This window comes from Polaromonas glacialis, assembly GCF_000709345.1.
GTDB lineage: Bacteria > Pseudomonadota > Gammaproteobacteria > Burkholderiales > Burkholderiaceae_C > Polaromonas > Polaromonas glacialis.
Window position 1 is genome coordinate 222,561 of sequence record NZ_KL448325.1, and the last position, 18,368, is coordinate 240,928.

General features: G+C 60.5%; 17 protein-coding genes and 1 pseudogene. 13 read left to right on the forward strand and 5 right to left on the reverse strand.

What is annotated here, in order from left to right; all coding sequences use genetic code 11:
• Positions 1-987 (forward strand): IS1595 family transposase, encoded by a 987-nt coding sequence (locus tag EC86_RS0123105; protein ID WP_029528002.1) that lies wholly within the window; start codon positions 1-3, stop codon positions 985-987.
• Here the strand turns inward: EC86_RS0123105 and EC86_RS0123110 are convergent.
• Complete coding sequence (locus tag EC86_RS0123110; protein WP_051676301.1) at positions 972-3,008, reverse strand: ATP-binding protein; 2,037 nt, start codon at positions 3,006-3,008, stop codon at positions 972-974. The genes EC86_RS0123105 and EC86_RS0123110 overlap by 16 nt on opposite strands.
• A gap of 121 nt (positions 3,009-3,129) precedes the next feature.
• Between EC86_RS0123110 and EC86_RS0123115 the strand changes: the two genes are divergently transcribed.
• Positions 3,130-4,188, forward strand: a complete 1,059-nt coding sequence (locus EC86_RS0123115; RefSeq protein WP_029528188.1) for an IS701 family transposase — start codon at positions 3,130-3,132, stop codon at positions 4,186-4,188.
• 47 nt (positions 4,189-4,235) lie between these two features.
• On the forward strand, positions 4,236-4,655 hold the full coding sequence (locus tag EC86_RS28145; RefSeq protein ID WP_198026892.1) for an ISAzo13-like element transposase-related protein: 420 nt from the start codon (positions 4,236-4,238) through the stop codon (positions 4,653-4,655).
• A 16-nt stretch (positions 4,656-4,671) separates the two neighbouring features.
• Here EC86_RS28145 and EC86_RS0123120 read toward each other — a convergent pair whose 3' ends face one another.
• The gene (locus EC86_RS0123120; protein ID WP_156955474.1) at positions 4,672-4,845 is read right to left on the reverse strand and encodes a hypothetical protein; all 174 of its coding nucleotides are present in this window, start codon (positions 4,843-4,845) and stop codon (positions 4,672-4,674) included.
• Positions 4,846-5,321: 476 nt separating this feature from the next.
• Between EC86_RS0123120 and EC86_RS0123125 the strand changes: the two genes are divergently transcribed.
• The 3 genes from EC86_RS0123125 to EC86_RS0123135 all read left to right on the forward strand — a co-directional run bounded on the left by EC86_RS0123125 (position 5,322) and on the right by EC86_RS0123135 (position 7,591).
• Positions 5,322-6,074: a response regulator transcription factor gene (locus EC86_RS0123125; RefSeq protein WP_232230024.1), complete on the forward strand. Its 753-nt coding sequence runs from the start codon at positions 5,322-5,324 to the stop codon at positions 6,072-6,074.
• Between the two features lie 391 nt (positions 6,075-6,465).
• Positions 6,466-7,203 carry an acetoacetyl-CoA reductase gene (gene phbB, locus EC86_RS0123130; protein WP_029528191.1) on the forward strand — a complete coding sequence of 246 codons (738 nt, stop codon included), beginning with the start codon at positions 6,466-6,468 and terminating at the stop codon, positions 7,201-7,203.
• 79 nt (positions 7,204-7,282) lie between these two features.
• Positions 7,283-7,591 carry a hypothetical protein gene (locus EC86_RS0123135; RefSeq protein ID WP_156955475.1) on the forward strand — a complete coding sequence of 103 codons (309 nt, stop codon included), beginning with the start codon at positions 7,283-7,285 and terminating at the stop codon, positions 7,589-7,591.
• Positions 7,592-8,595: 1,004 nt separating this feature from the next.
• Here the strand turns inward: EC86_RS0123135 and EC86_RS28150 are convergent.
• Positions 8,596-9,032: pseudogene (locus EC86_RS28150) on the reverse strand (transposase); the annotation flags it as partial.
• A 58-nt stretch (positions 9,033-9,090) separates the two neighbouring features.
• On the opposite strand from EC86_RS28150, the gene EC86_RS0123155 reads away from it, so the two are divergent.
• The 4 genes from EC86_RS0123155 to EC86_RS30130 all read left to right on the forward strand — a co-directional run bounded on the left by EC86_RS0123155 (position 9,091) and on the right by EC86_RS30130 (position 11,528).
• Positions 9,091-9,639: a winged helix-turn-helix domain-containing protein gene (locus EC86_RS0123155; protein ID WP_011798209.1), complete on the forward strand. Its 549-nt coding sequence runs from the start codon at positions 9,091-9,093 to the stop codon at positions 9,637-9,639.
• A complete protein-coding gene (locus tag EC86_RS30125; RefSeq protein WP_232230025.1) occupies positions 9,567-10,157 on the forward strand; it encodes an IS630 family transposase in 591 nt (196 codons plus the stop codon). Before EC86_RS0123155 ends, EC86_RS30125 begins: the two co-directional genes overlap by 73 nt.
• 167 nt (positions 10,158-10,324) lie before the next feature.
• The gene (locus tag EC86_RS0123165) at positions 10,325-11,311 is read left to right on the forward strand and encodes an IS1595 family transposase (protein WP_029528195.1); all 987 of its coding nucleotides are present in this window, start codon (positions 10,325-10,327) and stop codon (positions 11,309-11,311) included.
• Between the two features lie 34 nt (positions 11,312-11,345).
• Positions 11,346-11,528 carry a hypothetical protein gene (locus EC86_RS30130; protein WP_156955476.1) on the forward strand — a complete coding sequence of 61 codons (183 nt, stop codon included), beginning with the start codon at positions 11,346-11,348 and terminating at the stop codon, positions 11,526-11,528.
• 114 nt (positions 11,529-11,642) lie between these two features.
• On the opposite strand, the gene EC86_RS29180 is transcribed toward EC86_RS30130, so the two are convergent.
• Complete coding sequence (locus tag EC86_RS29180; protein WP_156955477.1) at positions 11,643-11,897, reverse strand: hypothetical protein; 255 nt, start codon at positions 11,895-11,897, stop codon at positions 11,643-11,645.
• A gap of 151 nt (positions 11,898-12,048) precedes the next feature.
• On the opposite strand from EC86_RS29180, the gene EC86_RS0123180 reads away from it, so the two are divergent.
• From EC86_RS0123180 to EC86_RS0123190, 3 genes are all read left to right on the forward strand, one after another.
• Entirely contained in the window at positions 12,049-12,924 is an 876-nt protein-coding gene (locus tag EC86_RS0123180) for a DUF6920 family protein (RefSeq protein WP_029528196.1), read from the forward strand.
• Positions 12,925-13,032: 108 nt separating this feature from the next.
• On the forward strand, positions 13,033-13,992 hold the full coding sequence (locus EC86_RS0123185) for a M23 family metallopeptidase (protein ID WP_029528197.1): 960 nt from the start codon (positions 13,033-13,035) through the stop codon (positions 13,990-13,992).
• Positions 13,989-14,972 carry an alpha/beta fold hydrolase gene (locus EC86_RS0123190; RefSeq protein WP_051676303.1) on the forward strand — a complete coding sequence of 328 codons (984 nt, stop codon included), beginning with the start codon at positions 13,989-13,991 and terminating at the stop codon, positions 14,970-14,972. The genes EC86_RS0123185 and EC86_RS0123190 overlap by 4 nt, the downstream gene beginning before the upstream one ends.
• Before the next feature lie 264 nt (positions 14,973-15,236).
• Here EC86_RS0123190 and EC86_RS0123200 read toward each other — a convergent pair whose 3' ends face one another.
• On the reverse strand, positions 15,237-18,362 hold the full coding sequence (locus EC86_RS0123200) for a type I restriction endonuclease subunit R (RefSeq protein WP_029528199.1): 3,126 nt from the start codon (positions 18,360-18,362) through the stop codon (positions 15,237-15,239).
• Positions 18,363-18,368 lie beyond the last annotated feature (6 nt).

Here is an 18,368-nt window from a genome sequence, read left to right on the forward strand (position 1 = left end):
ATGGACCTTCGCGGTTTCCCGACGACGCTTCCCGAGTTTCAGCGGGTATTCCCTGATGAAGCGGCTTGTGCAAAGTACCTTGAGCACCTGCGATGGCCGAACGGGTTTACCTGCACGAAGTGCGGGAGTAGCGGCGAGCCCTACCGGTTTGCCCAGCGTACATCGGTCGTTTTGAGATGCCGTGCCTGCCAAGCCAACGTGTCGCTCATGGCAGACACCGTCCTGAAGGACAGTCACACGCCGTTGTCTATATGGTTCTGGGGTGCGTACCTCGTGGCAACGCAGACGCCCGGCCAGTCTGCTCTGCAGTTTCAGCGCCAGCTTGGACTGTCGCGCTATGAGACAGCGTTTCAGATGCTCCACAAGCTGCGTGCCGGTATGGTACGGCCGGAGCGCGATGCGATCGGCTCCCAGCATCCAGTCGAAGTCGATGAGACGTTTGTGGGTGGTCGTACAAAAGGCGAGGGGCGTGGCGTCCACCATAAGGCGACGATCGTTGGGGCCATCGAGGTACGCACCAGAATGCCTGTCGAGAAAAGCAAGAAGCACAAGAGAGTTGTCTATGTCGGCAGATTGCGGCTGCGCCTCGTGCCTGGTCGTGGAGCCAAGGAACTCACGCAATTCGTGCAAGAGAATGTCGCCCAGGGCGCTGTTGTGCGCACCGATGGATGGAGGGGCTACGATGATTTGGCGAAATTGGGCTACACGCACGAACCCTTGGTGCTTGACGGTGACCCCGAAAGAGTCGATGCCCACCTGCCGATGATCCACATTGCATTCTCCAACCTGAAGACATGGCTGCTTGGAACGCATCATGGAGTTAGTCAGCAGCATTTACAGGCTTACCTCAACGAATTTGTGTTTCGCTTCAACCGGCGCTTCTATCCAATGACCGCGTTCAACTCTGCACTGGGCCTCGCGGCGCATGCTTCGGCACCCACCTACGAGACACTCTACAGCGGTGAGTGGATTCACCCAACAGCATGATTGGCAATCAACCGGATAGGCAAGGAAAATACCAGGTCGAAGCCGCCGCCGTCCGTGCCCAGCAGCGCCAGCGCCGGCGCAGCACTGGCCGCCCAGACCGCGCGGTAGCCCAGGCTGGCCAAGATCTCGCACGCCATCTCTCCCAGGATGTCGTTGTCCTCCACGACCAGCACCGCGACTTGCGGGGCCGGTCCATTGCCGCCCGTATCAAGCGGCTGGGCCGCATCTGGCACCAAGGGTGCGCCCTGCGCCCATGGCAGGTACAGCGTGAAGACCGCGCCCTGGCCCGGCGCGCTCGTGACTGCGATCTCGCCGCCCGACTGCCGGGCAAAGCCAAACACCTGGCTCAGGCCCAGGCCGGTGCCCTTGCCCACTTCCTTGGTCGTGTAGAACGGCTCGAAGATCGCCTCAAACTGGTCCGATGCCATGCCGCAGCCGGTGTCCCTGACCGAGATGGCCACGAAATCGCCTGGCCGCGGGCTGCTTCCCGGGCCACCCGGGACGCGATCGACCCGCTGCACCTGCACGGTGATCCGGCCTTTGGCGTCCATGGCATCGCGCGCGTTGACGAGCAGGTTGACCAGCGCGGTGTCAAACTGGTTGATGTCGGCTTGGCCGTGGCAGCAGTTGACCCCGCAGGCCTTCAGCTCGATGGCGACCTGCTCGCCCATCAGCGGGCGCACCAGATCGAGCACGCCTTGCACCTGCTCGTTCACGTTGAACACTTCGGGCCTGAGCGACTGCTGGCGGGCAAAAGCGAGCAGCTGGCCGGTGAGCTTGGCCGCGCGCGCGACCGTCTCGAAGATCCGGTCCAGGTACGGGCCCCGCTGGTCCTCGGCAAGGCCCGGACTGCGCAGCAGCTCGGCCGAGGCGCCGATCACCGCCAGCAAGTTGTTGACGTCATGCGCTACGCCGCCGGTGAGCTGGCCCAGCGCGTCGAGCTTTTGCGATTGGCGCAGTGCATTTTCCGTGTGCAGCAGCTCGGTCGTGCGGTGGTCCAGCACTTCGTGGGTCAGGCGCAGGTCGAGCTCGGCCTGCAGCCGCTGCAGGGCCGTCCAGGTCCGCTCGGCCACTTCCTCGACCAGCGCCTGCTCGTCCTGCGTCCAGGCGCGGGGCCGGGGATCGATCACAAAAAAGATCACGGCCAGGCGACCGTCCTTGATCAACGGGGCATCGATGAACGCCCGGGTACCGACCGCCTGGTAAGCGGACGCGTAGGCCGTTCCGGCGGTCAGCGGGTCGGTGGCGCTGTCGGTCACCACGACGGTTCGGCCTGCCCGCAACTGGGCAATCATCAAGGGCCCATATGTGTCAAGCCAGTGGGTTCCCACCACGCTGGGAAAACCCTCAGCCGTCCAATCCTGCTGAACCCGGCTGCATTCGCCCGCCTCATCAACCTCCCCATAGCCGACACAGCTCGCCGCGAGGTACCGGCCCAGTATTTCGGCCGCTACCGCCTTGAGCTCCTCGGGCGTGTGGGCCTCGCGCAGGGCGCCTGCGAGCTCAAACCAAAACGCCTGGCGCGCCTGCGCGCGCACCAGTTCCGTCGTCTCGGTGCAGATGCAGTGCACGCCGGCAACCGCGCCGTGCTCGTCGCGCAAGCAAAGAAAGGAAAACGTCCACCAGGTCGGCTCGGGGTAGCCGTGGCGCGCCAGGGTGAGCGCCATGTTGTCGTAGGAAGACCCCTGGCCGCTTAGGGCCTGGCGCAGCATCGGCTCGAAGTCGGCCCACAGCTCGGGCCACACCCGGGCAAACGGCCGACCCATCGCGCCGTCCCCGTGTTGGCCCAGCATCGGCGCGTAGGCGTCGTTGAAAAAGAAGACAAACTCCGGGCCCCACAGGACATACATCGGCCTGGGGCTGCCCAGCACGGTCGCGAGCACGGTCTTCAGGCCGCTGGGCCAGCCCTCGGGCCCGCCCAGCGGATGTGCGCTCCAGTCTTGCGCCTTGATGAGCGTGCCCATCTGGCCCGCATGCGCCAGAAAGTCCGGCACGGCCGGCGCCAACGCGGCTTCAGTCATGGTTGGTCAGTCATGGGCAATGATGCGCTTTCAGGCTGACGCTAAACGGACGGCGCATGATTTGAGGGCTGTGCAACTTACTATCTGATGTTACGCAGCCCCCACCTGATAGGCTGGACAGATGAAAAAAGCTGACCTGGATTTGTACACTGACTATTTGTTGAGCACCTTTGGTGCTGCGACGGCAACGGGCTTGTCGGCAATGGTCGACGGTGACGTAAGCCACGACCAGATCACGCGGTTTTTATCAGCGCAGGAGTACACCTCCAAGGACCTGTGGCATCAGGTCAAATCGACCGTCAGATCGATTGAGCGCGACGACGGCGTGCTGATCTTTGACGACACGATTCAAGAGAAAGCCTGGACCGACGAGAGCGAGTTGATGTGCTGGCACTTTGACCACTGCAGCGGGCGTACCGTCAGAGGGATCAACCTTCTCAATGCGCTGTATTTCTGCAACGGCACCTCTATCCCGGTGGCGTTTGAGCTGGTGAAAAAGTCCATTCAGTACAGCGACCTTGCGAGCAGGAAACTCAAGCGAAAAAGTGACAAGACCAAGAACGAAATGATGCGCGAGATGGTCCAGACCTGTATCCACAACACCTTGAAGTTTCGCTTCGTGCTGATGGACAGTTGGTTTTCTTCAGAGGAGAACTTCGATTTCATCACCGGCAAGGGCCGGCATTTCATTGCCGCACTCAAGGACAACCGGCTGCTGGCCTTGAGCGAAGAAGACAGGAAGAACAAGCGTTTTACTCGTGTAGATGAACTAATTTTTTCAGAGCAGACTCCCGTGCGCGGCTGGCTCAAGGGCTATGCGAAAGAAGTCCTTGTGGTCCGCCAAGTCTTTAAAAACAAGGACGACAGTACGGGGATCTTGCATCTGGTTTGCAGTGACTTGACTTGCGACTATGACGCCATCACCACGACCTACAAAAAACGGTGGCAAGTGGAGGTGTTTCACAAATCGTTGAAGTCCAATGCGAATCTGGCCAAGTCCCCCACGCGAACGTTGCGGACCCAAAGCAACCATGTTTTCATGGCCATTTACGCCACGTTCAAGCTTGAATGCCTGAGCATTACGAACAAACTCAATCCCTTTGCGCTTTGTCGCAAGCTGCTCATCAACGCATCGCGCACTGCCTATGCACAGCTTCAGCTGTTCAGGGCGGCTGCGTAACATCAGTTACTATTCTTACTGTGTCATAAATTAGGCTAATATTTTTCTTGATTTTGGTCGATGCAGGCGGCTCCAACAGTTGCCGTTCACGAGTGTGGAAGGCGCAATTGCAGGCGCAATTGTGTGACGCATGCGGCCTGGAGGTGACGGTATGCCATTATCCGACTGGCTGTTCTCAGTGGAATCCGATCGAACACCGGTTATTCAGTCACATCAGCATAAACTGGGCAGGCGTTCCTTTACGCACATTTGAAACAATGCTGAGTTACATCGCTGGCACGGTGACAAAGCCTGGATTAAAGGTGCGTGCCGTACTCAAACGCAGTGGAAATGAAATCGGCGAGCGCATTTCCCATGCGCTGATGCGCTCTCTGAACCTTAAAACCGATGCGGTCTGCCCGATGTGGCACTACACGCTGCGCCCGCGTAACGGCAGCAGGCAAAAATGCCATGTTGTTTGTTGCTGAGTGCTATGGGCCGTCCCTAAATGGTCATGGTGGCAAACCCAGCGGCCACCAACACCATGCCCACCATCAACGCGAGCCCCAAACCGATGGACATCCGCAACCGCAGGCGACGCTTCTGGCGGGTCCTGTGATCGCAGTAAGCGCGGTAGTCGCGGTTGTCCCAGTTGACGGGGCGGTTGGGAAAAAGCATGGGCACGTCCTTGTCCATCGGTGTTGAAGAGTTCCCTGCGCAGAGCCGATGTACGCCCAGATTCAAGGCTGCCTGCGTCCCTGCCGGGTCTGCCTCCAGTTTCCTCAAGACCGCACTCGCCGCCAATCACGCCGATGGGGGACTGCACAAGTCGGGTCGCGTTTGTCCTTGCAGCGCTTGGTGCCCTGGCCTCACTCGTGCGCAGGCGGCTTTTTTACGAGTTTCAGGGAATTTAAAAGCGGCAATAAGCTGGAGCAAACAATGGTAAAAAGTGAAACAATAAAAATCAAATGGTATTTTTAGATAAATTTGTTACCACCTTGGTGTTGACAAGCTTTTCTCCCTGGAAAAATACCCTTTCCGATCCAAAGTCCACCTGACGGCAGATGAACGGTAACCAAGAAAATTCTGCTGGACATCCACCTCACGGGAGCCGTATGCAAATTTGTAGTGAAACTGAGGGTGCTTTAGATTTTTTGAGCAAGCGCAGCTTGCCCTCGGTCAGCCATGATTTGGCCCCCCATGGCGCCGTGCCGCCCGTGTGGCCTGGATTTCTCACCGGCCAGGCCGATCAGCCCGTGCGCGTGCTCTTGATCGATGACGATGCGCCCATGCGCCGCGAGATCGCGCACGAACTGCTGGCCGATCGGCGCGTCCGCCTGGTGGGGCAAGGCAGTAGCGTGCGCGAAGGGCGCCAGCTGATCAGCCAGAGCGACTTTGACGTCCTGCTGGTGGACCTGAACCTGGGCGATGGCACCGGCTTTGCCCTGATCGAGCACCTCAAAGCCGTGCTCCCCCTGGCCGAGGCGGTCGTCATTTCGGCCATGGAAGACGAGCAGCACGCCTTGCGTGCGTTCGAGCTTGGCGCCACGGGCTACCTGGTGAAGAACTCCTGGTTCGGCAGCTTTCCCCAGGCGGTGCTCCAGGTCGTCAATGGCGGCGCCTCCATCACGCCGAATCTGGCGCGCAGGCTTCTCGGCAGGTTCGAGCCTGCAGCAGGCAGCGCGCCTGCCGCGGCGAACCCGCACAAAGCCAGGGGCGTGCTGTCCGAGCGTGAGAAAGCCGTCCTCACGCTCGTCGCCGCGGGCCACACCAGCACGGACATCGGCGCGCGCCTGGGCATCGGCAGCCAGACCGTCAACACGCACATCAAGAACATCTATCGCAAGCTCAATGTGCACAACCGCGCCCATGCGGTGAGTTTTGCTGCCACCCACGGGCTTTTTTAACGCCGCCTGCGTGGCGCGCAACGCCTGCGGTTGGGCTGACCAAGGACAGCTATGCGGCGCAGGACCACCGCAGTGCCGCGATGAATGTTGCCATCGACCGCCAAGAAAATTGGCTGTGTTCAGCCTTCCCAGTGAACAATTGTTTATTCTGTAAGGAAAACACCGACTTGGGCATCGAATAATTACCAGCAAGCAATCGCATCAAAATTAATGTGTGCAAATTGCTCGAAAGCAATACACAAGGCAGTGGAGGAAGACAAATGGGCTCGACGGAACATTGCGCAGCTTGCCGCGCGTTCAATAGGCGGCGCGGCTGCCAACAGGACGCGGGCAACTGGGCAGAGGAACAGCAAGTGTTTTTAATAAAACCGACGATACCAGGAGAAGGCAAATGAGCAACAAAGTAGCGTATGTCACCGGTGGCATGGGTGGTATCGGAACGGCCATCTGCCAGCGGCTGGCCAAGGATGGCTTCACCGTCATTGCCGGCTGCGGTCCCACGCGTGACTTCGCCAAATGGCTCGACGAGCAAAAAGCACTAGGTTATTCCTTCCATGCCTCGGTTGGCAATGTGGGCGACTGGGATTCCACTGTGGCTGCCTTCGAAAAGGTCAAGGCAGAGCATGGTCCGGTCAGCGTGCTGGTGAACAACGCAGGCATCACCCGTGACGGTCAGTTCCGAAAGATGAGCAAGGCTGACTGGGACGCCGTGATCTCCACCAATCTCGACAGCATGTTCAATGTGACCAAGCAGGTGATTGATGACATGGTGACAGCGGGTTTTGGCCGCGTCATCAACATCTCGTCGGTCAATGGTCAGAAAGGCCAGTTTGGCCAGGTGAACTATTCCACCGCCAAGGCTGGTCTGCATGGTTTTACCATGGCGCTGGCGCAGGAAGTGGCCGGTAAGGGCGTGACGGTGAACACAGTCAGCCCAGGATACATCGGGACTGACATGGTCAATGCGATACGGCCTGAAGTGCTGGAAAAAATCGTGGCCGGCGTGCCCGCCAAGCGTCTGGGAAAACCGCAAGAGATTGCCTCCATCATTGCCTGGATCGCGTCCGAAGAAGGCGGTTATGCCACGGGCGCCGACTTCTCGCTCAATGGCGGCCTGCACATGGGCTGAAGGTTTGAACGGATTGCCAGCGCTTTTCCGCGTCCGCCTGAAGTGCATTGACACCTGCTTGAAATTAGCCGAGGACATCATGGCTTCTCAACATGCTCCCGGCAACGCTGCGATTGATGCCACGCAGTTATTGCGAAATATCCGTTTCGCTTCCTTCTTGAAGCGCACGGAGGGGTTGAGTCGCGACATTTTGCCTTTCCACACGCAATCCGACAATTTGACGGAACAAATATGCCAGAGGTTCGCCTTGTGCCTGGAAAACGAGGCTACGCTGGAGAATCTGGCTGCACAAGTGTCGGTCGTGAGTGAGGCCATCTTTCAACTCCGATGCACGGGCGTCAATCGTGCAATTATTGGCATGCGTCCAGCGGATGAAGCGCTGATGTGATGCTGGTCTGGCCATTTGCGCAGATCGGGCATACGCTAGACGCAAGTTGACGTTGATGACACCGGTTGATTCTGGAGATTGCTTGGCTGTCTTGCGCGACCGGGTAACGCCGTGAGAAAACCTAGCTTGCGGCTCAGCCCCGACAAGCCAGCTCTGATCTCAGTTATGGGAGACGCAATCCAAGGGCAAGGTCAAATCAATAAGGACCTTCAATTGATAAGCAAGGACAGATCCATTTCTGGCGCATCAGCGGCTTTCCGATGTTTGATGCATGCGCAAGGGCGCTTCACGGGTTTCTGCGGCATTGACCATGACACCATACAAACAGCAACTTCTCAAATCGAGTCGATTCATCTGAAAGATGTGGCCCGAGAGCAGAAAAACCTCCTATTTTTGACGCCCTTCCATCACGACCCAGTCTGATCAGACAAAACAAAAAAATGACCTTGCCGCAAAAAACTTGTGCGACCTGTTGCGCTTTTGACCCGAAACTTGGGTGCTGGGCTTCGGACAACATTATTAAATCATCTGGTGCGTCAAAAGCATGGTTTCGACCCCCAAAGCCGGAGGACTGTTGCAGCAGTCACCAGACCACGGCGCAAAGCAATGCGGAGGACGCAGCGATTGATACCTTCTGGCAGCGGCTGGGTATCGAGCCACGGTTGAGTAAACGCCAGGACTGAGCTTGGTTTTGCCCATTTGAGACATTGCCCAGACGGGCTTGCAGTTCGATCGGGGCAAGCCGTAGGGAAAGCGTATTGCGTCGTTATGTCCGTTTCGGCTGAATTCGAGCGCGACCTCATGCGCGAACGGTGCGCTCAGGAATTGCCGCAGCGCAAGCGCGCGGCGTGCGCTTTGGGCGCCCGTCCGGCCTCCTCGTAAAAGCCAATCGCCGGCATCCGCTGGTTTGCAGCGAAAACACAAATTGTTCGCGATGCCGTCCGCGCCTATATCGCTCTGCCCCAGTACCACCTGATTCGAACTACGTAACTCCTATCAATAACTCAAACCCAGGCGTGCTGCCGCAGCATTTTGAGATGCAGCGTGTACTTCTGAATTCCCTGATAATGTACTTTTACGGAGCCAAAATGGCACTTGGCCACGCGAAACAGGTGCACGACTTGGGCGCGAATTCTGGCCTTGAGCTTTTCCACTTTGTCGACGAGCACATCGATCGGATTGTTTGTCTTGTCCAGTTTCCTGCGCTTGCCAGGGCGCATTGCCTCTTGCCAAGGCTGGGGTTGGCGTCAAGCGGTTTATAGGTGCCCTGGTACTCCGCATCGGCAAAGACAACGGTTTCTTGCCGATGCAGCAGCGCATTGCCTTCGGCCGCATCGCACACATGGCCGCCCGTGCCGCATACGGTATGCACCAGGCTAGAGGCGACATCCACGCCAATATGCGCTTTCATTCCGAAATGCCACTGGTTGCCCTTTTTGCTCTAATTCCATTTCCCAATGAAATTAACGATAATATTTGCTCTAAATTGAGGAGCAGTCATGGCCCGACCGTTCACAGGACAAGGCAGTCTCGAAGCAGCGCGCAAGGCACGCGACGAGGCCCGCACGGCCGATGAGTTGCGCATTGCGCTGGCCGTTTTGTTGCCCCTGGAGGCTGGATTGAACCTGACGCAAACCGCCCTGGTGCTGGGCCGCTCCAGGCACACCACTTGCGCCCTGCGCACCGATTTTTGTGCTCGCGCCAGCGGGCTACGTGCCACGCGTCGCAAAAAAACAGAGCTGCGCAATCGTGCCCAAAGCACGCTGCAGGCCGAAGCGGCGGCGCTGGACGCGGCGCTGGCCGGCGCTGCCCAAGGCGCGGTGTTGGTCATCCCGGAACTGAAAGAGAAAATCGAGGCCCACCTGGGCCACAGCGTTTCCCTGTCCGGGGTGTACCGCATGCTGGCGCGCCACGGCTGGCGCAAGGTGGCGCCCGACACCGAGCACCCGCAAGGCAACGCACAGGCACGCGAAGCGTGGAAAAAAAACTCTCGTCCGATCTGGCGCAAGTGCGCGCCCGATTCCCCAGACAACAACCCATCCGGGTGATGTTTCAGGACGAGGCGCGTTTTGGCCGCATAAGCGACTCACGCCGCTGCTGGTGCAAAAAGCCCTTGCGTCCCCTGGTCAAGGCGATGCTCACGCACGAGTACGTGTACGCCTACGCAGCGGTCAGCCCTCTCGATGGGCGCCTAGACTCCTTGGTGCTGCCCCACGTCAACGCCCTGTGCATGCAACTGTTCATCGACGAGGTCGCAAGTCGTTACCCCGTGCAGAACATCATCATGGTCGTCGATGGCGCGGGCTGGCATAAAGCCGGAGCGCTGCAACTGCCCGACAACCTTCGGTTGCATTTCCTGCCTCCGTACTCGCCCGAACTCAACCCACAGGAGCACATCTGGGATGAGCTGCGCGAGAAGCACTTTCACAACCGTGTTTTTGGCAGTCTCGATGCACTGGAAGACCAACTCATCCAAGCCCTCAAAATATTCGAGGAAGACCCCCAGCGCATGCACAGCATTGCCGGCTGGGACTGGATTATTAATTCAGTTTCTAATGAGAAATAGAATAATGCATCTCGGGGTCGCGCTTGCGCGTTTTCTTACGCTCAAATTGAGGTCCAAGGCGGCTTGTTTCATGCCCTGTATTTTCTCAGGCTAGACTTGCACCATCCGTACAAACCTTGCCTATCCGGTTGATTGCCAAAGCGATGCCCCGATGCTAAATTTCCGGCATGGACCTTCGCGGTTTCCCGACGACGCTTCCCGAGTTTCAGCGGGTATTCCCTGATGAAGCGGCTTGTGCAAAGTACCTTGAGCACCTGCGATGGCCGAACGGGTTTACCTGCACGAAGTGCGGGAGTAGCGGCGAGCCCTACCGGTTTGCCCAGCGTACATCGGTCGTTTTGAGATGCCGTGCCTGCCAAGCCAACGTGTCGCTCATGGCAGACACCGTCCTGAAGGACAGTCACACGCCGTTGTCTATATGGTTCTGGGGTGCGTACCTCGTGGCAACGCAGACGCCCGGCCAGTCTGCTCTGCAGTTTCAGCGCCAGCTTGGACTGTCGCGCTATGAGACAGCGTTTCAGATGCTCCACAAGCTGCGTGCCGGTATGGTACGGCCGGAGCGCGATGCGATCGGCTCCCAGCATCCAGTCGAAGTCGATGAGACGTTTGTGGGTGGTCGTACAAAAGGCGAGGGGCGTGGCGTCCACCATAAGGCGACGATCGTTGGGGCCATCGAGGTACGCACCAGAATGCCTGTCGAGAAAAGCAAGAAGCACAAGAGAGTTGTCTATGCCGGCAGATTGCGGCTACGCCTCGTGCCTGGTCGTGGAGCCAAGGAACTCACGCAATTCGTGCAAGAGAATGTCGCCCAGGGCGCTGTTGTGCGCACCGATGGATGGAGGGGCTACGATGATTTGGCGAAATTGGGCTACACGCACGAACCCTTGGTGCTTGACGGTGACCCCGAAAGAGTCGATGCCCACCTGCCGATGATCCACATTGCATTCTCCAACCTGAAGACATGGCTGCTTGGAACGCATCATGGAGTTAGTCAGCAGCATTTACAGGCTTACCTCAACGAATTTGTGTTTCGCTTCAACCGGCGCTTCTATCCAATGACCGCGTTCAACTCTGCACTGGGCCTCGCGGCGCATGCTTCGGCACCCACCTACGAGACACTCTACAGCGGTGAGTGGATTCACCCAACAGCATGATTGGCAATCAACCGGATAGGCAAGGTACAAACGAGTGAGTTCTACAGAATTTTCTGGCGTAAGGGTTGCATCAAATTTGCAGAAAACGTTGTTTGGCGCAGGGGAGGCGTTGTCTGCCAACCAGTTCGATTGCACGCTGTTGCGAATGCCTGCCATGCTTGCGGGGTTGGGAAGCTCAAAACTTGTAAGTTGTGAACCAGTTTTAAAAGACTTATGAATCCACGATTAAAAGATACCACAACTCATATTGAGCCTGGCTCATAGCCGGCGAACTATCTTTTGAGCGTCCTATTCATGAGTAACATTGCCTTTGCCGGGTCTTGATCTCAGATCAGAAAACCAGATGTTCGACGCTGCATTCGTTAAAAAGCTCAAGGCCTGGCCCCGCCTCCTGGAGGGCCTGTTCACCGTGCCGTTTGATAACCAGGCTTTGGCCGCCTGACTGGGCGATGTCGCTTTCCAGGGGTTGTTCACGGCCAAGGACGGAAACGAAAAGTACGCACATCAGATCCGCTGGTAGGCACGGTTCGCGCTGCAGGCGACAGTGCATGGCATTCGCAATGCTTTTTTTGAGCAAGCCGGTCAAAGTGCCAACGTTCCGGCTGCAGTTCGCCGCCGCCCTCGGCTTGATCAGGGGATGCGCTTCGGTCAAAGGGTAACGCTGCCAACATCACCGCGCCGGCCATCCCACGCCGTGCTAGTCTGAGAACATTTGGATCCGAAGCGGAGGAATTTTAATGACGTGGCTGCTGTGGCTCGGGCTGGTGTTATGCGTGCTGACAGCTGCGGAGCTTGGCTTGGCGGTTGTTGGCGCCAAGCGCTGGGCCAACACCACCCGGGCGCTGGCGCTCAGGCTCGAAGCATCCCGAACTGACAGCAAGGCTCAGTTGCCGCCTGCCACGCGCTACAACGCACATGAACTCGAAGGCCTGCCTGAGCCTGTGCAACGCTACTTCCGCGCGGTGCTCAAGGATGGCCAGCCCATCATCGCTGCCGTCACGATCGAGCTCGCCGGCAGCTTCAACCTGGCCGCTGGTGGCGAGCAGTGGAAGCCGTTCACATCGCGGCAAAGGGTCGCAGTGCACCGACCGGGCTTTCTGTGGAACGCCAAGGTGTCGATGCTGCCCGGAGTAACGGTGCGCGTAATTGACAGCTATATCGCTGGCAAGGGCTTGCTGCGCGCTGCCGTACTGGGATTGTTCACGGTCGCTAGCGTCCGGGGCGGCGGCGAGATTGCGCGTGGCGAATTCATGCGCTTTCTTGCCGAAGCGCCGTGGTATCCGACCGCGCTGCTGCCCAGCCAGGGCGTGCGCTGGGAGGCAGTCGATGAACACTCAGCGAACGCCACGCTCACGGACGGTCCGCTCACGCTGACCCTGCTGTTCGGCTTCAACGACGCCGACATGATCGATTCGGTGTGTGCCAAGGCTCGTGGCGCCATGGTTGGCAAGGAGGTCGTCATGCTGCCGTGGGAATCCGCCATGTCCAACTACCAGGTGCGTAGTAGCATGACCGTACCGATCAACGGCCAAGCCGCGTGGGTGCGGCCAGAAGGGCGCAAGCCCTATTTTCTCGGCACCATCACGTCGCTCGCCTATGAGTTCGCAGAGTGAGGCCTCGGGTGGCAGGGGCTTTGGCTTGAAACAGGCGCCTCAATGCTGGTATGGCGTACGCGAGCCGTTTTCGCTTTGCCCTTGCGTTTTTTGTGAGACAAGGGCTCCATGACCGAGCTCTTTATGGCTCAGTTGGCGCTGCCCCTGGCCTTGATTGGCTGGGTAGCGCTTGTGCCTCCCCGCAATTTGACAGGCTTTTGCATTCAGGTCATCGCGTCTGCAGCGGCGCTGGGGGCCATGGCCCTGCTAGGCATCTGGCTGCTGCCGCCCTGGTGGGCACCCTTGGCATTCGGGGTGGCGCTCGCAGCAGCAGCCTGGGCGGGGCTGCGCCGGCGCTGGCCCTTTGCTGCTGCGCTGCCGGCGACTGCGGGCGCTTGGCGCATGGCCGGGCTTTTCGCTGTTGTTGGCGCCGCGTCGCTCTACGGCATCGGCATCGCTCTGGGCAGCCGGATCGCGCCGCCCGTCGAGGCGGTGTCATTGGCGTTCCCGCTGGAGCGCGGCGTTTATCTTGTCGTCAACGGCGGCAGCAGCCTTCACACCAACGCGCACCTTTTGACCCTTGATGCCAGCAGCCCCCGGTTTGGCCAGTGGCGCGGACAGTCGTATGGCGTTGACATCGTCAAGCTCGACGGGCTCGGACTGCGGGCGCGCGGTGTGCAGCCGCCAGAGCCGAAGGCCTACCGCATCTACGGTGCGCGCGTGCTGGCGCCCTGCGCTGGCCGGGTGGTGCTGGCCGTGGATGGCTTGCGCGACATGCCGGTGCCCCAGGTGGACCGCGACCACCTGGCGGGCAATCATGTGATGCTGCGCTGCGTTGATGCCAACACGAATGCCGATGTCCTGCTCGCTCACCTGCGGCCCGGCAGCGTACAGGTGCAGCAGGGGGCCGCCGTCGCGGTCGGTGACTGGCTGGGTTTGGCGGGCAATTCGGGCAACACCAGTGAGCCGCACCTGCACGTGCACGCCCAGCGCCCGGATCCTGTCGGCGCTCCTCTGGGCGGTGAGCCGCTGCCCATCAAGTTTGGCGGGCGCTTTGCGGTGCGCGGCGACCGCATCGAGTCGCCATGAGTCGCTCCACACGTCGCGGAACGCTTGCCCTGCTGGCCCTGGTACTGGCGCTGGTGGGCGCCGCGCTTGTAATTGCATGGCGTTTTGACCGCGATATGAAGCAGGCCCTCACCCGCGCCGCAGAGGGCAGCGTGCTGCTGCAAACGCGCTGCGGCCCCATTGAGTACCAAGAGGCCGGGCGGGGTGTGCCGCTGCTGGCCGTGCATGGCAGCGGCGGCGGCCACGACCAGGGCATGGCGTTCGCAGGCAACCTCGCTCAGCACGGCATCCGGGTGATCGCGATGTCGCGGTTCGGTTACCTGCGCACGCCGATGCCCGCCAATGCATCGGCTGCCGCGCAGGCCGATGCCCATGTGTGCCTGCTCGACGCGCTGGGGATCGACCGGGCCACCGTCATGGGCGGCTCGGCCGGCGCGCCTTCGGCGCTGCAGATGGCCATCCGTCACCCAGACCGGGTCAGCGCGCTGGTGTTGCTGGTGCCGCTGGCTTACAAGCCCGCGACGCTGGCCAGTTCCGCACCGCCATTGCCGCCGTGGGTTGAAAGCGCGATGATGCGGCTGATCGGATCGGATTTCCTGTTCTGGGCTGCCTCGCATGCCTTACGCGATCAGGTGATCAAGATCGTGCTGGCAACGCCGCCCGAGTTGCTGACGACCGCCAGTGCGCAGGAGCGGGCACGGGTCCAGGCAATGCTGGACGGCATCTTGCCAGTGTCCGCTCGGGCCGAGGGCTTGCGCAGCGACACGGCTGCAGGCAAACACCTGGCGCCAGCGCCGCTGGCCTCCATCAAGACACCGACGCTGGTCATCAGCGCGCGTGACGACCGGTACGGCACCTATGCGAGCGCGCAGTACACCGCCGGCCAGATTGCCGGCGCAAAGTTCATCTCGTTCGAGCAGGGCGGGCACACCTGGGTCGGGCACGACGACGAAGTGCGTGCGCAGATCGTCAAGCTGATCGTCCCGCCAGACAGGCCATGACGCTCATCTCATCTCAGTGCTGCGCCGGGCTACCCAGCGTGCGGCTGCTGCGCTCCGATGTATGGAAATTGGCGCGTTCCTGGCGGACGATCACCATCGCCCTATGCTGGTCGACGGCCGCCTGGCGGTCCGCGTGGTGAAGCTGCGCACAGTTCGCCTGTGACGCCTACACAAAGCGAAGTGCTGCCGACAGGCACTCAATTTGCACCTGGTGCCGCCACGCTCGGCTGCGAATTAGCGTTTGAACAGTCCGCTTCCTTGCGCCTACGCTTGCACTGGCCTCTCGGTCTGCGCCCTGAGGGTTTCATACAGCCTTGCATGGTTGAGCAAAATATCCTTCAGCCCACCTTGCACCGTGGCTGAATTGAGCGCCTGCGTGCTCATCAAGGTGTGCGCGTCCAGCGCGCCCATGATGGCGTTCAAGAGCTCGGTCTTGAGGTCCGGCGAGTTGGCGAACTGCTCCTTGGTGTTGTTCGTCGCCTGCTGCTTGAGCTTGGCCGACTCCAGCAGCTTGCCCTTGATGACGTTGTTCACATAGACCAGCTTGTTCTGGTCGGTCAGCGCGCCCTCGAACAGGTCGTTGACCTTTTCGATGATCTCGTTCAGCCAGGCTTTTTCTTTTTCCTGCACCGTGCCGCTGCCCGCCTCGGTGAATGGCGCCAGCTTGATCGACTCGCCCTCAGCCAACACCATGGCGGCCTTGCCCAGGCTTTTGAGGTGGTGGTGCGTGAGCACCACCTTGGACAGGTCGATGCCCTCGCGCTCCCGGCCGAACTCCAGCAGCGGCAGCAGGCGCTTGTAAAACATGGCGCGCTTTTCGATGTCGGTGTTGCCGTAGTCGAAGATCTGCGACAGGAAGGTGTAGAGGCGCAGGTAGGCGCCCATGTCGCCCTTGAACAGGACCAGGGCGTCGAGCTCGTCCTGCACGCCCTTGGCCGCCTTGGGGTCGTCCTTGCCCAGGGCCACCTTCAACGCCCCCTGCGCGGCTTGGTAGCGCTTCATGAGCCGGTCCTGCACCGGCGCCAGGGCCGCGACCAGCTCGCTCTGCCTGGCGTCCGGATCGAGTTCGACAGCCACCACACGCTCAACTTCAAAATCGTCGTAGTGCCCGGCCGCATCGAGCTTGGCGCGCAGGTTGAACACCAGGTTCGGGTCGGTCGTGGCCGAGAGTTCGGCCGTGGTGTGGTACGCCTTGAAGGACACCAGCACCTCCTCGGTGTCGTTGACGAAGTCCAGCACGTAGGTCGTGTCCTTGCCGGAGTAGGCGCGATTCAGCCGGCTCAAGGTCTGCACCGCCTGGATGCCGGCCAGGCGTTTGTCCACGTACATGCCGCACAGCAGCGGCTGGTCGAACCCGGTCTGGAACTTGTTGGCAACCAGGAGGATTTGGTACTCCTCGCCCTTGAAGGCTTCACGGATGTCGCGGCCCTTGAGCCTGGGGTTGAGCAGCGCCGTGTTCTCGGTGAAACCATCCGGGCCGGAATCTGGGTCGCTGACTTCGCCCGAGAACGCCACCAGCGTGCTGATGGGGTAGCCGTGCGCCTGGATGTACTTCTCGATGGCGATCTGCCAGCGCACCGCTTCCAGGCGGCTGCCGACCACCACCATCGCCTTGGCCTTGCCCGCAAGCAGCGGCGAGACGAACTCCCGGAAGTGCTCGACCACGATCTCGACCTTCTGAGCGATGTTGTACGGGTGCAGCCGGACCCAGCCCATGATGCCCTTCATCGCCGCGCTGCGCTCGACCTCCCGGTCGTCAAGCTCCTGGCCGTTGTGCGCGAGCTTGAACGCCAGGCTGTACGGCGTGTAGTTCTGCAGTACGTCCAGGATGAACTTCTCCTCGATGGCTTGGCGCATGGAGTACACGTGAAACGGCGCCGGCACGTTATCCGGGGCCGGCTTGCGCATTCGGTCCGGGCAGGTGCCAAACAGTTCCAGCGTCTTGTTCTTGGGCGTGGCCGTGAACGCCACGAAGGTAATGCCACTGTCGTCGGCGCGCGTGGCCATCTGCGCGGCCAGGAGGTCCTCGGTGCTGATTTCGCCGCCGTCGCCCAGCTCCTTCAATTCTTCGGGACTGAGCACTGCCTTGAGCTTGGCTGCAGCCTCGCCGGTCTGCGAGCTGTGCGCCTCGTCGGCGATCACGGCAAAGCGCTTGCCCTGCGTAGCCGCCAGCTTGCGCACGGCTTCCAGCGCGAACGGAAAGGTCTGGATGGTGCAGACCACGATCTTCTTGCTGCCGTCGAGCGCCTCGGCCAGCGCCGCGCTCTTGGAGCCGTCGGTGTTCTTGATGGTGGCCACCACGCCTGTGGTGCGCTGAAAGTCAAAGAGGGCTTCCTGCAACTGCGCGTCGATGACGTTGCGGTCGGAGACCACCAGCACGGTGTCGAACACCTTGCAGTGCTCGGCGTCGTGCAGCTCGGCCAGGAAATGCGCCGTCCAGGCAATCGAGTTCGTTTTGCCCGAGCCGGCCGAATGCTGGATCAGGTACTTGCCGCCCGGGCCGTCCTTCAGCACCGCCACTTGGAGCTTGCGCGTCACGTCCAGCTGGTGGTAGCGCGGAAAGACGATGCGCGCGATCTGCTTTTTCTTGTCGCGCTGGGCAATGAGGTAGCGGCCCAGGATTTCGAGCCAGCTGTCAACCGCCCAGACCTGCTCCCACAGGTAAGCGGTGCGGTGCCCGCCCAGCGGATTGACCGGGTTGCCGGCCGCGCCGTCGTTGCCCAGGTTGAACGGCAGGAACACGGTGGACGCACCGTCCAGCCGCGTCACCATCGCCACTTCGCTATTGCTGACGGCAAAGTGAACCAGCGCGCCGCCAGGAAACGACAGCAGCGGCTCGGCCGCCTGGCCCTTCGGTTTCGGATGGCGGTCAAAGCGGTACTGGTCGATGGCGTCCTGTACGCTCTGGGTGAAGTCTGTCTTGAGTTCAACCGTCGCCACGGGCAGGCCGTTGAGGAACAGCACCAGGTCGATGTTGTTCTCGTTATGCAAGGAGTAGCGCACCTGGCGCACCACGCGCAGCCGGTTGGCACTGTAGCGGGCCAGGATGTCGGCGTTGATGGCGAGCGCCGGCTTGAACTCGGCGAGCTTGAGCGGGCTTTTCAGGCCCAGTATCTCGATCCCGTTGCGCAGCACGTCCAGGGTGCCGCGCTGGTCCAACTGGTCGCGCAGGCGGCTCAAGAGCGTGTCGCCCGCCTTGGCGCCGTGGTTCTTAACCAGCACCTCCCACGCCTTGGGCTGCGTGGCCTGCACCCAGGCCAGAACGTCGGCGGGAAACAGCGCCCGGGCGCGGTCGTAGCCTTGTGCGTCCCCTGCGGCGTAAAGCCAGCCGTGGGCGGCCAGGTGCTGGCAAATCTCGTTCTCGAAGCTGATTTCCTTGTGCAGGCTCATGCGGCG

Excerpts from the sequence above, each read along its gene's own strand:
- EC86_RS0123110 (WP_051676301.1), bottom strand. The coding sequence starts at position 3,008 with ATGACTGAAGCCGCGTTGGCGCCGGCCGTGCCGGACTTTCTGGCGCAT.
- EC86_RS0123155 (WP_011798209.1), top strand. The coding sequence starts at position 9,091 with ATGGCCCGACCGTTCACAGGACAAGGCAGTCTCGAAGCAGCGCGCAAG.
- EC86_RS0123185 (WP_029528197.1), top strand. The coding sequence starts at position 13,033 with ATGACCGAGCTCTTTATGGCTCAGTTGGCGCTGCCCCTGGCCTTGATT.
- phbB (WP_029528191.1), top strand. The coding sequence starts at position 6,466 with ATGAGCAACAAAGTAGCGTATGTCACCGGTGGCATGGGTGGTATCGGA.
- EC86_RS0123105 (WP_029528002.1), top strand. The coding sequence starts at position 1 with ATGGACCTTCGCGGTTTCCCGACGACGCTTCCCGAGTTTCAGCGGGTA.
- EC86_RS0123135 (WP_156955475.1), top strand. The coding sequence starts at position 7,283 with ATGGCTTCTCAACATGCTCCCGGCAACGCTGCGATTGATGCCACGCAG.
- EC86_RS0123200 (WP_029528199.1), bottom strand. The coding sequence starts at position 18,362 with ATGAGCCTGCACAAGGAAATCAGCTTCGAGAACGAGATTTGCCAGCAC.
- EC86_RS0123190 (WP_051676303.1), top strand. The coding sequence starts at position 13,989 with ATGAGTCGCTCCACACGTCGCGGAACGCTTGCCCTGCTGGCCCTGGTA.
- EC86_RS0123115 (WP_029528188.1), top strand. The coding sequence starts at position 3,130 with ATGAAAAAAGCTGACCTGGATTTGTACACTGACTATTTGTTGAGCACC.
- EC86_RS0123165 (WP_029528195.1), top strand. The coding sequence starts at position 10,325 with ATGGACCTTCGCGGTTTCCCGACGACGCTTCCCGAGTTTCAGCGGGTA.
- EC86_RS0123120 (WP_156955474.1), bottom strand. The coding sequence starts at position 4,845 with ATGCTTTTTCCCAACCGCCCCGTCAACTGGGACAACCGCGACTACCGC.
- EC86_RS0123180 (WP_029528196.1), top strand. The coding sequence starts at position 12,049 with ATGACGTGGCTGCTGTGGCTCGGGCTGGTGTTATGCGTGCTGACAGCT.